Annotated in this window: 12 protein-coding genes; 11 read left to right on the top strand and 1 reads right to left on the bottom strand. The window is 65.7% G+C overall.

Annotation, left to right across the window (positions count from 1 at the left end):
- The 5 genes from ACT4OC_RS31320 to ACT4OC_RS31340 form a co-directional block, all read left to right on the top strand.
- On the top strand, positions 1 to 928 hold a 928-nt coding region (locus ACT4OC_RS31320), incomplete at its 5' end, for a B12-binding domain-containing radical SAM protein (protein WP_444842938.1).
- Positions 929 to 935: 7 nt separating this feature from the next.
- Positions 936 to 1,706: an ethanolamine ammonia-lyase subunit EutC gene (gene eutC / locus ACT4OC_RS31325; protein ID WP_444842948.1), complete on the top strand. Its 771-nt coding sequence runs from the start codon at positions 936 to 938 to the stop codon at positions 1,704 to 1,706.
- A 216-nt stretch (positions 1,707 to 1,922) separates the two neighbouring features.
- On the top strand, positions 1,923 to 4,295 hold the full coding sequence (locus tag ACT4OC_RS31330) for an efflux RND transporter permease subunit (protein ID WP_444842939.1): 2,373 nt from the start codon (positions 1,923 to 1,925) through the stop codon (positions 4,293 to 4,295).
- Between the two features lie 57 nt (positions 4,296 to 4,352).
- Positions 4,353 to 5,702: an NAD(P)H-dependent oxidoreductase gene (locus ACT4OC_RS31335; RefSeq protein WP_444842940.1), complete on the top strand. Its 1,350-nt coding sequence runs from the start codon at positions 4,353 to 4,355 to the stop codon at positions 5,700 to 5,702.
- A 161-nt stretch (positions 5,703 to 5,863) separates the two neighbouring features.
- Positions 5,864 to 6,121, top strand: a complete 258-nt coding sequence (locus ACT4OC_RS31340; protein ID WP_444842941.1) for a type II toxin-antitoxin system Phd/YefM family antitoxin — start codon at positions 5,864 to 5,866, stop codon at positions 6,119 to 6,121.
- 94 nt (positions 6,122 to 6,215) lie between these two features.
- Here the strand turns inward: ACT4OC_RS31340 and ACT4OC_RS31345 are convergent, their stop codons facing one another.
- Positions 6,216 to 6,719, bottom strand: coding sequence for a hypothetical protein (locus ACT4OC_RS31345; RefSeq protein ID WP_444842942.1), 504 nt, complete (start codon positions 6,717 to 6,719; stop codon positions 6,216 to 6,218).
- 372 nt (positions 6,720 to 7,091) lie between these two features.
- On the opposite strand from ACT4OC_RS31345, the gene ACT4OC_RS31350 reads away from it, so the two are divergent.
- From ACT4OC_RS31350 to ACT4OC_RS31375, 6 genes are all read left to right on the top strand, one after another.
- On the top strand, positions 7,092 to 7,331 hold the full coding sequence (locus ACT4OC_RS31350; RefSeq protein WP_444842943.1) for a hypothetical protein: 240 nt from the start codon (positions 7,092 to 7,094) through the stop codon (positions 7,329 to 7,331).
- A 173-nt stretch (positions 7,332 to 7,504) separates the two neighbouring features.
- Positions 7,505 to 8,383 carry a squalene synthase HpnC gene (gene hpnC / locus ACT4OC_RS31355; RefSeq protein WP_444842944.1) on the top strand — a complete coding sequence of 293 codons (879 nt, stop codon included), beginning with the start codon at positions 7,505 to 7,507 and terminating at the stop codon, positions 8,381 to 8,383.
- Entirely contained in the window at positions 8,380 to 9,219 is an 840-nt protein-coding gene (gene hpnD / locus ACT4OC_RS31360) for a presqualene diphosphate synthase HpnD (protein ID WP_444842945.1), read from the top strand. Before hpnC ends, hpnD begins: the two co-directional genes overlap by 4 nt.
- The gene (gene hpnE, locus ACT4OC_RS31365; protein ID WP_444842946.1) at positions 9,219 to 10,472 is read left to right on the top strand and encodes a hydroxysqualene dehydroxylase HpnE; all 1,254 of its coding nucleotides are present in this window, start codon (positions 9,219 to 9,221) and stop codon (positions 10,470 to 10,472) included. The genes hpnD and hpnE overlap by 1 nt, the downstream gene beginning before the upstream one ends.
- 66 nt (positions 10,473 to 10,538) lie before the next feature.
- On the top strand, positions 10,539 to 12,500 hold the full coding sequence (gene shc, locus ACT4OC_RS31370; RefSeq protein ID WP_444842949.1) for a squalene--hopene cyclase: 1,962 nt from the start codon (positions 10,539 to 10,541) through the stop codon (positions 12,498 to 12,500).
- Positions 12,501 to 12,535: 35 nt separating this feature from the next.
- Positions 12,536 to 13,237 (top strand): phosphorylase (locus ACT4OC_RS31375; RefSeq protein ID WP_444842947.1); only part of this gene is annotated, 702 nt, incomplete at its 3' end.

Raw genomic sequence — 13,237 nt, forward strand, 5'->3', positions numbered from 1 at the left:
GCGCGAATGCGGCATGACCGACACCATCTATTTCGTCGACGACAATTTCATCGGCAACCGCAAGGCCACGTTGGACCTGCTGCCGCACCTGATCGAGTGGCAGAAGCGCACCGGCTACATCACGCGCTTGGCCTGCGAGGCGACTCTCAACATCGCCAAGCGCCCGGAAATCCTGGAGAAGATGAAGGAGGCGATGTTCGTTACCATTTTCTGCGGCATCGAGACCCCGGACCCGGACGCGCTGAAGGCGATGCACAAGGACCACAACATGATGGTCCCGATCATGGAGGGAATACAGACCATCAACTCATACGGCATGGAAGTGGTGTCCGGCATCATCATGGGCCTCGACACCGACAAGCCGGGCACGGCGGATGCCATCATCGATTTCGTCGGAAAGTCTCGCATCCCGCTGCTCACCATCAACCTCTTGCAGGCGCTGCCCAAGACGCCGCTATGGGACCGTCTGGAGCGGGAGGGGCGGTTGGTCCACGACGACGAGGGCCGCGATTCCAACGTCGACTTCCTGATGCCCTATGACGAGGTGATAAGCGCCTGGAAGCGCGCCATGGCGATCGCCTACGAGCCGGCCGCGCTGTTCGCGCGCTACCAGCACCAGTGCGAATACACCTACGCCCGGCGCATCAAGGTGCCGGTAGCGGACGAACTGAGAAGCTGGCCGAACATCCGCCGCGGCCTGATCATGCTGCGCAACATCTTCTGGAAGGTCGGCGTGCTCGGCGACTACAAGCGCGTGTTCTGGAAGTTCGCACTCAGGCGCCTGCGCAAGGGCGACATCGAGGGCCTGATCGGATCGGCGATGATCGCCCATCATCTGATCGAGTTCGCGCGCCTGGCGACCAGCGGCCAGCAGAACGCCTCGAACTATTCGATCCGCCTGCGCGAGGCTGCCGTCCCTGCCGAATGAGCCGAAAATCCCGGCATCGCCGCCGCGCTCGCCCGGCGACCTCAGGGCGCTGACGCCGGCGCGCGTCGGGCTCGGCCGTTCCGGTTCTGCCCTGCCGACCGCGGCGCTGCTCGACTTCACGCTCGACCATGCGCGGGCCCGCGATGCCGTCCATGCCGCCTTCGATACGGCGCGCCTGGTCGCCTCGCTCGGCGAGCTCGGCCTCGAAACGGTGCAGGTTGCAAGCTGCGCGCCGGACCGTCGCGATTATCTGCGCCGGCCCGATCTCGGCCGGACGCTGGATCCGGACTCGCGGGCGCGGCTCGCGGGCAGGGCGCACGGGCCATGCGATCTCGCCCTCGTCATCGCCGACGGCCTGTCGCCGACGGCGGTCAATCGGCACGCGGCCGACGTCGTCGCAAGGCTATTGCCCCTGCTGCAACAGTCGGGCATCGCGCTCAACGATGTCGTGGTGGCCACCGGCGCGCGCGTGGCGCTCGGCGACGAGATCGGCGAAATCCTCGACGCGCGTGTGGTGGCCGTCCTGGTCGGCGAGCGTCCGGGCCTGTCGGCACCGGACAGTCTCGGCGCCTACCTCACCTTCGCCCCGAAGCTCGGCCGCACCGATGCCGAGCGCAATTGCGTCTCGAATATCCACGGTTCCGGTCTCAGTTCCACGGAGGCCGCACACAAGATTGCGTGGCTGATCCGCGCGGCCCTGGCGCGCCAGTTGACGGGCGTGGCGCTGAAGGACGAAAGCGGCGAGGCGATATCCCCACAGATCGCGAAACCGGTGTGACAAATCAGACACTTAACGCGGGCTTTTGAACCCGTCGCGCCGCTTTGAGGGCCGGCCCAACCTTGCGATTCAACGGTCGGACCTGTTACATCAGGGCCGCCGAATTTGCCGTATTTTTTCAAGGGTTAACGCCGACCTCAAGAGGCCGACCGAGCCGCTCGTGCGTTTCCCAACTCTAAGCGACATCGTCAGGGCGATGTGAGGACTGGACAGGTCATGCTCGATAAGTACAGCGAAAGCGAAGTCCGTGTCGAGGTCGTCGAGAAACGGCCGACGTCGAGCATCGCCTTCGGGCTGGAGCGCATGGGGCTGATTGCCGTGAAGGCGCCGGTCGTGTCCCTCGTCGTCCTCGTCGTCCTGATGATCGCCGCCGTGTTCGGCGTCTACCGCATCAAGATCGACGACTCCCTGAGCCAGCTGTTCCGCTCGGATTCCAAGGACTACAAGCAGTACGAAGCTGTGACCAAGCGCTTCCCCGCGACCGAGTTCGACGTGCTGGTCGTGATCGAGGGCAAGACGCTGCTGCAGCGCGAGAACCTCGAGAAGGTGCGCGACCTCGTCACCGACATGCAGCTCGTCGAGGGCGTGCGGGGCCTCGTCTCGCTGTTCTCTGCGCGGCAGGCGCCGGAGCCGGGCAAGCTGCCGGCGGCGCTGTTCCCGCCCGAGCTGCCGGAAGGGGAGGCCTACGACAAGTTCATCGAGACCGTGAAGACCAACGAGATCATCCGCGGCAAGCTCTTGTCCGAAGACGGCACGCTGGCGCTGGTGGTGATGTCGCTGGAGCCCGAGATCGTCTCCAGCAACAAGCTCAAGCCGGTGATCGGCGAGATCAGGAAGGTCATGGCCGACGACCTCGCCGGCAGCGGCCTCAACGCGCAGCTCTCCGGCGTGCCGGTGATGCAGCTCGAGATCCGCAACGCGGTCGAGCGCGACGGGCTGACCTACAACATCCTCGGCATCCTCGCCGGCTGCATCATCGCCATCATCTTCTTCCGCAAGATATCGTTCATGGTGGCGGCCGCGTTCCCGCCGATGATCGCGATCCTGCTGGCGCTCGGCGGCCTCGGCTGGGCCAATTTCAATCTCAACATGTTCCTCAACGTGATGACGCCGCTCATCATGGTGATCAGCTTCTCCGACTCGATGCAGCTGACCTTCGCGGCGCGCGACCGGCTGATCGCGGGGCAGGATAAATACACGGCCTTCAAGAACGCCGTGCTGGTGGTGGGACCGGCCTGCGTCCTGACCCACGGTACCGCCGGGATTTCCTTCATCGCGCTGCAGTTCTCCGACTCCGACCTGATCCGCAAGTTCGGCGAGGCCGGGCTGGCCGCCACCATCATCGCGCTGGTCGCCGTGCTCAGCCTGGTGCCGGTGTTCGGCGTGCTGCTGGTGCGCAACGAGAAGATCTTCGCGGTCAAGTTCCAGGGTGCCGACGCCGGCGTGCAGATGCTGCGCAACTTCTGCTACTGGATCGCGGTGCGGATGGTGAACCGTCCGGGGCTGTACAGCCTGGTCGCGTTGCTCGTCGTCGGCGGCCTCGGCGTCGTCTATGCCAGCCTCGAGCCGCGCTATCGCCTGGCCGACCAGGTGCCGGACAAGCGCCAGGCGGTGGAGGCGAGCGGTCGGCTCGACGCCAAGCTCACCGGCGCCAACCCGATCGACGTGCTGGTCGAATTCCCCAAGGGCGCCGATCTCTATTCGCCGCAAACGCTGAAGGTGATCGCCGACGTGCACGCCACCGTGGAAACCGCAGCGGGTGTCGGCAACGTTTGGTCCCTGGAAACGCTGCGCCGCTGGCTCGCCGCGAAGGCCGGCACCACCGACGTCAACACGCTGAAGCAATATGTCAGCGTCATCCCGGAGCATCTGGTGCGCCGCTTCATCTCCGCCGAGCAGGATGCGGTGGTGGTGTCCGGCCGCGTGCCCGATCGCGATTCGAGTCAGATCTTGCCGGTGGTCGAAAAGCTCGACCATGCGCTGGACAAGGTGCGCAAGGCCAATCCGGGCTATGAGATCGCGGTGACGGGCCTGTCGGCGATCGCCGCGCGCAACAGCGCCAACATGATCGAGAAGCTCAACCACGGCCTCACCATCGAATTCCTGCTGGTCGCGGTGTTCATCGGGCTCGCCTTCCGCTCGGTCGTGGTGATGTTCTCCTGCGTCCTGCCGGGCATTTTCCCGGTGGTGCTGTCGGGCACCGTGCTGTGGCTGCTCGGCGAAGGGCTGCAATTCGCCAGCGTCGTGGCGCTCACGGTGTCGTTTGGCCTCGGCCTGTCGGCGACCATCCACTTCCTCAACCGCCTGCGGCTGGAGAGCAAGCCCGGCGTCTCCTCCGGGCTTGCGGTGGAGCGCGCCACCGTGCTGGTCGGACCGGCGCTGATCCTGACCACGGTGGTGCTGGCCTGCGGCCTGGTCGTGACCGTGTTCTCCGACCTGCCGTCGCTGCGCCTGTTCGGCTGGCTCAGCGCCTTCTCGATGGTGGCGGCCCTCGTCGCCGACCTCTTCATCCTGCGGCCGACCTCGATGTGGCTGATCAACATGCGCGAAAAAATCCGCGGGACGAGGTCGAGCGGCAAAGCCGCCTGACCCCGGAGGCGGATCGCGGCGGAAGATCGCCCTGAGGAACAGAAGCAGGAGCCGGGCGTGAATCTTTATCCCAAACTCGTCGCGCGCCAGGCGGCGGGCAAGCCGCTGCGGGTCGGCATGATCGGCGCGGGCAAGTTCGGCTCCATGTTCCTGGCGCAGCTCCTGAAGCTGCCGGGCGTGCATCTGGTCGGTGTGGTCGATCTGTCTCCGGCCACCGCGATCTCGAACATGAAATACGTCGGCTGGGAAGCGGAGCGCTTCGGTGCCGCTTCGCTCGACGACGCCGCCAGACATCATACGACGCATGTGGGCGACGACGCGCACGCGCTGATCGCACACGGCGCCGTCGACATCGTGATCGAGTGCACCGGCAATCCGCTCGCCGCCGTGGAGCATTGCCTCGCCGCCTTCCGCCACGGCAAGGACGTGATCAACGTCACCGTCGAGGCGGACGCGTTTTGCGGGCCTGGCCTGGCCATGGCCGCCACCGACGCCGGCGTCATCTACAGCATGGCCTATGGCGACCAGCCTGCCTTGACCTGCGATCTCGTGGACTGGGCGCGGACCTGCGGCTTCACCGTGGTCGCGGCGGGCCGCGGCCACAAATGGCTTGCGCACTACCGGCAGTCGACGCCCGAGACGGTGTGGGATCATTGGGGGCTCACCCGCGATCAGGCCGAGCGCGGCCGCCTCAATCCGAAGATGTTCAATGCGTTCCTCGACGGCTCCAAGCCGGCGATCGAGTCCGCGGCGATCGCCAATGCGACGGGCCTCGATGTGCCCCGCGAAGGGCTCGGATTCCCACCGGGTTCGGCGGAGGACATTCCGACCCTGATGCGCCCGCGGTCATTGGGCGGATGCCTGGATCACGAAGGGATGGTCGAGGTCGTTTCCTGCGTCACGCCCGACGGCAAGGCGATCCCCTATGACATCAGGAAGGGGGTCTGGGTCTGCTTTCGCGGCGACACCGACTACATCCGCAACTGCTTCGAGGAGTACAAGGTCATCACCGATCCGACCGGGCGGTACATGTCGCTGTACAAGAAGTGGCACCTGATCGGTCTCGAACTCGGCATTTCCGTGGCGTCCGTCGGTCTGCGCAAGGAGGCGACGGGCGCTGCGATCGCCTTCAAGGCAGACGTTGCGGCCATCGCCAAGCGCGATCTGAAGGCGGGCGAAATTCTCGACGGGGAGGGCGGGTACACGGTTTCAGGCGGGCTGCGGCCGGCCGAGGTGTCGGTGTCCCGGCAGTATCTGCCGCTCGGTCTCGCGCACAAGGTGAAGCTTGTTCGTCCGGTGAGAGATGGCGAGGCCGTCACCTATGCCGACGTCGAGATCGACACGACCTCGGCGGCCTATATGCTGCGCAAGGAGATTGAGACCCGGTACGTTGGGGCGAAGTCCTGATGCCGAAACCGGCACGTCTCATCCCGATGCGGCCGATCAGCGTGGCGCAACGAATCTGCAGGACGGCAAGGCAGAGTGAGATAGGTCGACTTGAGAGCTGCCCACGACTTGACGATACCCCCAATTCTAGCCAGAAATTCTGGCTAGAAAGAACGAAGCCTATGGCGCAGCGCAGTTGGTCGGTTCAGGACGCGAAAAACCGGTTCAGCGAGGTCGTCGAGGCCGCACGACGTACGCCGCAGACCGTCACCAAACACGGCAAGCCCGCCGTCGTCGTGGTCGATGTGGCGGAGTACGAGCGACTGCGGCACCTCGAACGCGAGTGGGCGCCGTCCTTTGCCGACGTGTTGCTTGCCATGCCGCAAGATGACGGCGAATTCTCCCGCCGCGACGTTCGGATGCGCGACGCCGAGCTCTGATGATCCTGATCATGCGCGCAAAAAATCCGCGGGCAGGGCAGTCAGCCCAAACCCGCGGAGCGATTGCTCGCGCGTGATCGCGTAAGCGCTGAACTCAGCCCTTGGTCATCGTGATGTTGACGCCGCGGATCTCGCCCTTGGACTCGATCTGCACCACCTGCTTGTTGCCGCTGGTGCGCAGGTTCAGCGTGGCGGCAAAGCCGGACGCCTCGACGAACACGTCGATCTGGCCGCCGCCGGCGGTGCCCTGCAAATTGCCGAAGATATTGCGGCTCTTCTCGCTCCAGTTGCCGGAGATGCGGCCGCCCTGGCTGGTGACGTCGCTGAGGAGATCGAACTTGTAGCTGTCGCTGGCGCAATGCAGCGCCTGCTTCAGGCCCATGCCGGAGGCGTTGACCTTGTAGTCGGCCTTGCAGCGGATGCGCTCGGTGCTGCCGTCGGACAGCGTGACGGTGCCGTTACCCGACCACGAACCGACAAAGCCCGCAAACGGCCCGCCTGCCTGGGCGTTGCCTGCCGATACCGAAAGCAACAGCGCGGCGCCGACACCGGCAGCCGTGAAAGCCCGACCGAGCAGGCTGGAAGCAAGGAAATTCATGGTGAGTGTTCCCATCTCAATAGACGCTTCTGAGCAAGAGGCGCCGCGCCGCATCGAAGACTTAGTGTCTCCGCAAGGAGCGAGGTTCAAATCACGGTGACTGCCCAGCAGCCGGTTCCCGCGTTCGTCATCTAGCGGGGCCGGGGGCGTTCCTGCAACCGGCATTTTTTAACAGGGCTAAGGACAGAAATATTCGCATCATTTCAAACGGTTATAATCATTGAACGAAGGCCGTTAATTTAGCCGCATTTGCCATGCTTGTGCATGCTCCGCTGCCGCGATACGCGGCGCCTGTCACTCACGAATCCGTGCCGTCCAGCCAGGCGTCTGTTGGCGGCCGCCGGACGTGCTGCCGTTGAAATGAAGGATCACATGCGCAAGTTTGTTCTGGCCCTCGCTCTCGTCTCGTCCACCACCGCGGCCTTCGCCCAGGCTGCGCAACCGCAGCGCCAGGGCACGGAGCAGGAGCACGCGGCCTGCCGCCGCGACGTGCAGCGCCATTGCCGCAGCGTCATCGACCAGGGCGATTTCACGATCCTTGCCTGCCTGAAGGAGAACCGCACCAAGATTTCGTCGGCCTGCGACCAGGTGCTGAAGAACAACGGCCAGTAAGGCCCTTTTTCGTCGAAATGGCCGGCGCAAACTCGCCGCCGGCCTCCTTTCGGGCGCGGCCGATAGCGGCCTTCCGCCCTGCGAAAGCATTGGTTTTGCCCGCATATTCCCCTATATGGGGGCGCGAGTTCCGCGCGCCCCCGGCGCGTATTGCCAGTGATGATGCCATCTAAATGACCAGCGCCAGCGACCTCCGGTCGGGCAAGACGCATCGCGACGAGAATTTTCCGGTTGCCTCGTGGATCATCCATCCGCGGCACCGCGCGCTGATCCTTGCCTTCTACAATTTCGTCCGTACCGCCGACGACATCGCCGATCACGCCGAACTGCCGGCGGAGGAGAAGCTGCGCTACCTCGACCTGCTGGAAGCCGAGTTGCTCGGCAAGGGCGACACGCAAGGGGAGGCCGTGCGGCTGCGTAGCGCGCTCGGCGAGCGCGGCCTGCCGCCGCGCCACGCGCTCGACCTGCTGATTGCCTTCCGCATGGACGTGACCAAGCTCCGCTACGAGAACTGGGACGAGGTGATTCACTATTGCCGCTATTCGGCGATGCCGGTCGGGCGCTTCGTGCTCGACGTTCACGGCGAGGGCACCTCGACCTGGCCGGCATCGGACGCGTTGTGCGCGGGGTTGCAGGTCAACAACCACCTGCAGGATTGCGGCAAGGATTATCGCGATCTCAACCGCGTCTACCTGCCGCGCGATGCGCTGGCAGCCAGCGGCGCTGCCGTCGAGGAGCTCGGCGCCCCGAAGTCGTCGCCGCAGATGCTGCAATGCCTGCATGCGCTGGCCGTGAAGACCGAGGCGCTGCTCAATCAAGGCAGGGCGCTGGCGCCGCAGGTCAGGGATGTCAGGCTCGGCCTCGAAGTTTCGGTGATCCAGACCTTTGCCGACAAGATCGTGGCCATGCTGAAGGTACGCGACCCCTTGAGCGAACGCGTGCACCTGTCGCCGCTCGAATTGCTCGCCCATACCATTGGCGCCATGACCGGCGAGGCTGTCCGCCGCGCGGTCGGCCGAGGGGCGCAGTCGAAGACGACGGCGGGCGCATGAGCGGCGAGGCGGCGGCGGCAAACGCGAATTACGGCTCCACGGCGTCCGGCAGCTCGTTCTATGCGGCGATGCGCATCCTTCCCGCAGCGCAGCGCGAGGCGATGTTCCAGATCTACAGCTTCTGCCGCCAGGTCGACGATATCGCCGATTCCCACGAACCGCGCGAGCAGCGCCTTGCCGCGCTCCAGCAATGGCGCGAGGACATCGACGCGCTCTACCGCGGCACGCCGCCGGCGCGGCTGAAGGACTATGTCGCCTCGGTGAAGACGTTCGGCCTGAGGCGCGAGGATTTCCTCGCCATCGTCGACGGCATGGAGATGGACGTGCCGGCCGACATCCGCGCGCCCGACATGGCAACCCTCGATCTCTATTGCGACCGCGTCGCCTCCGCCGTCGGCCGGCTGTCGGTGCGGGTGTTCGGCATGGGCGAGGAGGACGGCATTGCGCTGGCGCATCATCTCGGCCGCGCGCTGCAGCTCACCAACATCCTGCGCGACATCGACGAGGATGCGGGCCTCGGCCGGCTCTATCTGCCGCGCGAGGGCCTTCTGCTCGCCGGCATCACCAGCGACGATCCGCATAAGGTCGCGACGGACAAGGCGTTGCCGAAGGTATGCGCGCCGCTGGCGCAGCGCGCGGCGATGCATTTCGCCAAGGCCGACGAGATCATGGCGCGCTGCCCGCGCCGCGCGGTACGTGCGCCGCGCATCATGTCGAGGTATTACCGCGCCATCCTCGATCTCCTGCTCGCGAGGGGCTTTGCCGCGCCGCGCGAACCGGTGCGTGTGACCAAACTCACGAAGCTCGCCATCATCTTCCGCTACGCTTTCATCTGATGCCCAAAACCGTTCACATCATCGGCGCCGGGGTTTCCGGCCTTTCCGCAGCCGTGCGGCTGAGCAACGCCGGCGTGCAGGTGCATGTCCACGAGGCGACACAGCAGGCCGGCGGCCGCTGCCGCTCCTATTTCGACGCGGCGACCAACCTCACCATCGACAACGGCAATCATCTCGTGCTGTCGGGCAACCGTCACGTCCGCGATTACGCCCGCGCGATCGGCACCGAGGCCGGTCTCGTGGGCCCGGCGCGCGCGCAGTTTCCGTTCGTCGATATCTCGACCGGCCAGCGCTGGCTGCTCGATCTCGGCGACAGCCGACTGCCGACCTGGGTGTTCGACGAAGCGCGCCGCGTCCCCGACACCGGCCTGCTCGACTACCTGAAGCTTGCGCCGATCGTCTGGGCCGGCGCCGACAGACTGGTCGGCAACGCCATTCCCTGCGACGGCACGCTGTATCAGCGTCTGGTGCAGCCGCTGCTGCTCGCTGCGCTCAATTGCGATCCGCCGGAAGGCTCGGCGGGTCTCGCCGGCGCCATCGTGCGGGAAACGCTGCTTGCGGGCGGCCAGGCTTGCCGGCCGCTGATTGCGCGCGATGGTCTCAGCTCCGTGCTGATCGAGCCGGCCGTGAAACTGCTCGAGGGAAGGGGCGCCAGCGTGCGCCTCAGCCATGAGCTGCGCGCGTTCGCGACCTCGGACGAGCGCGTCAATGAACTGGATTTCGGCGACGACAAGATCGCAGTCGGTCGCGATGACGCCGTCATACTCGCAGTGCCGCCGCGCCCGGCTGCCAGCCTGCTGCCGGGCCTGAAGACGCCGACCAAATTCCGCGCCATCGTCAACGCGCATTTCCGCGTCGATCCGCCCCGGGACGCAGCCCCGATCCTGGGCGTGGTCGGCGGCCTCGTGGAATGGCTGTTCGCCTTCCCGCAGCGCCTCTCGGTCACCATCAGCAACGGCGACCGCCTCGTGGACATGCCGCGCGAAGAGCTCGCGCAGGCGATCTGGCGCGACGTCTGCAAGGCCGGCGGGGTGTCGGGGGAGCTGCCGCCATGGCAGATCGTGCGCGAGCGCCGCGCCACCTTCGAGGCCACCCCGGAACAGAATGCGCTGCGGCCGGGCCCGGTGACTGCCTTCAAAAACCTGTTCCTCGCCGGCGATTGGACTGCTACGGGATTACCGGCAACCATCGAAGGGTCGGTGCGGTCGGGCGACCGCGCCGCCGATCTGGTGCTGGGAAGGGCAAACGCCTGAGATCCTCCATGCCGCGCCGGCCAGCGTGTTTCGTATCCGGCGCGAACACAGGGTAAGTCAGTGAATATGCATTCCACCAACCTCAACCCCGCCGTCGATCGCGCCGAACTGGAGAAGAGCATTGCCTCGGCGACCGAGGCGCTGCTCGGCTATCGCCAGTCCGACGGCCACTGGGTGTTCGAGCTGGAAGCCGATACCACTATCCCTTCCGAGTACGTCCTGCTGCGCCACTATCTTGCCGAGCCCGTCGATGCTGAGCTCGAGGCCAAGATCGCCAATTATCTGCGCCGCACGCAAGGAGCCCACGGCGGCTGGCCGCTGGTGCATGACGGCCCGTTCGACATGAGCGCCAGCGTGAAGTCGTACTTCGCGCTGAAGATGATCGGCGATTCCGTCGATGCGCGGCACATGGTGAAAGCGCGCGAGGCGATCCGCTCGCGAGGCGGGGCCGCCTTCAGCAACGTGTTCACTCGCTTCCTGCTCGCATTCTACGGTGTGGTGAGCTGGCGCGCGGTGCCGGTGCTGCCGATCGAGATCATGCTGCTGCCGAAGTGGTCGCCGTTCCACCTCAACAAGATTTCCTACTGGGCGCGCACCACCATCGTGCCGCTGATGGTGCTGGCGGCGCTGAAGCCACGCGCAAAAAATCCGAAAGGTATCGGCATCGACGAATTGTTCCTGCAGGATCCGAAGAGCCTCGGCATGACGTCGAAGGCGCCGCACCAGAGCTGGGGCTGGTTCCTGCTGTTCCGCGGCCTCGACAAGATCCTGCGCGCGATCGAGCCGTTCTTCCCGAAGAAGCTGCGCCAGCGCGCGATCGAAAGCGCGCTCGCCTTCACCGAGGAGCGGCTCAACGGCGAAGACGGCCTGGGCGCGATCTATCCGCCGATGGCCAATGCGGTGATGATGTACGAGGCGCTCGGCAAGGATGAGAATTTTCCGCCGCGCGCGATCACCCGCCGCGGCATCGACAAGCTGCTGGTGATCGGCGAGCACGAGGCCTATTGCCAGCCCTGCGTGTCGCCGGTGTGGGACACCGCGCTGGTCTGTCACGCGCTCGAGGAAGTAGGCGGCGAGGAAGCGATCGCCAAGGCGAAGCAAGGGCTCGATTGGCTGAAGCCGCGGCAGGTGCTCGACCTCAAGGGCGACTGGGCGGTCAAGAAGCCCGACACGCGGCCCGGCGGCTGGGCGTTCCAGTACAACAACGCGCATTATCCGGATCTCGACGACACGGCGGTGGTGGTCATGGCGATGGACCGCGCGCGGCGCGACACCGGGAGCAAAGAGTACGACACCGCGATCGCCCGCGGCCGCGAATGGATCGAGGGCATGCAGAGCCGCGACGGCGGCTGGGCGGCCTTCGACGTCGACAATCTCGAATACTACCTCAACAACATCCCGTTCTCCGACCACGGCGCGCTGCTCGATCCCCCGACCGAGGACGTCACCGCGCGCTGCGTTTCCATGCTGGCCCAGCTCGGCGAGACCGCAGAGAGCAGCAAGGCGGTGGCCGAGGGGATTGCCTATTTGCGCCGCACCCAGCTCGCGGAAGGGTCATGGTACGGCCGCTGGGGGCTCAACTACATCTATGGCACCTGGTCGGTGCTATGTGCGCTGAATGCAGCCGGGGTGGACCATCAGGACCCGATGGTCCGAAAAGCTGTGAATTGGCTGGTTTCGACCCAGAATCGGGACGGCGGCTGGGGCGAGGATGCCGTCAGCTACCGACTCGACTACAAGGGCTATGAGCAGGCGCCTTCCATGTCGTCCCAAACGGCATGGGCCTTGCTTGGGTTGATGGCCGCCGGCGAGGTGGAGCACCCGGCCGTCGTGAAGGGGGTTGAGTACCTAAAAAGCACACAGACGGAAAAAGGCCTGTGGGATGAGCAGCGTTACACCGCTACGGGTTTTCCGCGCGTGTTTTATTTGCGATATCACGGCTACTCGAAGTTCTTCCCGCTCTGGGCTTTGGCGCGGTACCGGAACTTGAGCAGCACGAACAGCAGGATGGTAGGGGTCGGGATGTGACTTTGGGGGCGGCGGGGGCCGTCGCGCGTCAGTCGATGGGGGAAAATTCGATTGATCCGCGGCCGGTCCTGATTGTTACGGGGTTGGTGCAGGAGGCCCGCATCGCGGCCGGGCCCGGCATGATCGTCATCTGCAGTTCCAGCGATCCGCAGCAGCTTCGTGCGCTGCTGGCGACGCTCGATTCGTCCACTTTCCGCGGCGTGGTCAGCTTCGGCGTGGCCGGCGGTCTCGACCCGTCGCTGAAGACCGGCGACGTCGTGGTGGCGACCGAGGTGATGGCCGGCGACACCCGCTTCCTGGCCGACATGGCGCTGAACGAGGAAATGATCGCGGGCGCCGCGCTGAAGCGCAGCCGTGTGACGCGCCGCCGCCGCCGCGTGGTGCGCGGGGCTCTCGCAGGCGTCGAGCGGGTGGTTGGCGCCAGTTCCTGCAAGGCGGCGCTGCACTCGGAGACCGGGGCTGCCGCGGTGGACATGGAGAGCCATATCGCCGCGGCCTATGCCGCGAGCGCCGGCATTCCCTTTGCGGCGCTGCGCGTGATCAGCGATCCCGCTCATCGCGCGCTGCCTGCGCTGGCGCAGAACGCGATCAAGCCCAACGGCGATATCTGCATGCGCACCATCGTGCGCGGCGTGGTACGCAATCCCAAGACCCTGAATGCGCTCGTCTCCACCGGCATCGATTTCAACCGCGCGCTGCGCTCGCTGCGCGGCTGCCGCGGCTTCCTGATGGGCGGC

The sequence above is a fragment of the Bradyrhizobium sp. genome (assembly GCF_052389815.1).
Taxonomy (GTDB): Bacteria; Pseudomonadota; Alphaproteobacteria; order Rhizobiales; family Xanthobacteraceae; genus Bradyrhizobium.

Coding starts and splice junctions, on each gene's coding strand:
- ACT4OC_RS31330 (WP_444842939.1), top strand. CDS start 1,923: ATGCTCGATAAGTACAGCGAAAGCGAAGTCCGTGTCGAGGTCGTCGAG.
- ACT4OC_RS31340 (WP_444842941.1), top strand. CDS start 5,864: ATGGCGCAGCGCAGTTGGTCGGTTCAGGACGCGAAAAACCGGTTCAGC.
- ACT4OC_RS31345 (WP_444842942.1), bottom strand. CDS start 6,719: ATGAATTTCCTTGCTTCCAGCCTGCTCGGTCGGGCTTTCACGGCTGCC.
- ACT4OC_RS31350 (WP_444842943.1), top strand. CDS start 7,092: ATGCGCAAGTTTGTTCTGGCCCTCGCTCTCGTCTCGTCCACCACCGCG.
- hpnC (WP_444842944.1), top strand. CDS start 7,505: ATGACCAGCGCCAGCGACCTCCGGTCGGGCAAGACGCATCGCGACGAG.
- hpnD (WP_444842945.1), top strand. CDS start 8,380: ATGAGCGGCGAGGCGGCGGCGGCAAACGCGAATTACGGCTCCACGGCG.
- hpnE (WP_444842946.1), top strand. CDS start 9,219: ATGCCCAAAACCGTTCACATCATCGGCGCCGGGGTTTCCGGCCTTTCC.
- shc (WP_444842949.1), top strand. CDS start 10,539: ATGCATTCCACCAACCTCAACCCCGCCGTCGATCGCGCCGAACTGGAG.